The organism is Thiolapillus sp. (genome assembly GCF_048562965.1).
GTDB lineage: Bacteria > Pseudomonadota > Gammaproteobacteria > Chromatiales > Chromatiaceae > Thiolapillus > Thiolapillus brandeum_A.
This window is the reverse complement of sequence record NZ_JBHNMF010001527.1, coordinates 1-578: the sequence shown is the minus strand read 5'-3', so window position 1 is coordinate 578 and position 578 is coordinate 1. Positions and strand designations below refer to the sequence as shown.

The window sequence follows — 578 nt, the reverse complement described above, 5'->3', positions numbered from 1 at the left end:
ACGGCGCACCTTCGGTGGCATCAGACATGTCCATCGATTTCTCCTATGTCGTGAAATTCCAGGAGAAAGTCTGCACAGGGTCAGGTGGGGAAAACAGGTGTGGATTCTTGGGCGCTTACACATCTGTTGTTGTTGCTCCTGGGTCAGGGCTCACCGGTGGCGGTGAAAGCGGCGGTGTACGTCTGGGTATCGATACCAGAATTTTACAAAGACGAGTAGCCAGTATCTGTAACCGCGGTTACAGCATTCGAGAAATAGAGCCATCCGGCTTTGTTTCATGCGAAAAAGATGATATCGGCTTCAACATCGCCGGAATCGGGCTGCAAAATTCGGGTAACGAGATTTCAGTAAGCTCCCTGGTGGCCAGAAAAGATGCCGCTGCAGGCAATCAGGCCTTCGATACTTCCACACTCTATCTGGATTACACGAACAATCGGGTAGGCATCAATGACTCAACCCCTTTGACAACCCTGGACGTCGACGGTACCACATCAGCCAGTAGATACGTTTACAGAACTGCAAGGGCTTACTCTCAATACATCAGCGCAGTGAAATTTAATTTTACGCCTTATCGAAAA

1 protein-coding gene is annotated in these 578 nt (G+C 49.5%); it reads left to right on the top strand.

The window, feature by feature from the left end:
• Positions 1–26: 26 nt before the first annotated feature.
• On the top strand, positions 27–578 hold a 552-nt coding region (locus ACOCD2_RS25315), incomplete at its 3' end, for a hypothetical protein (RefSeq protein ID WP_305800836.1).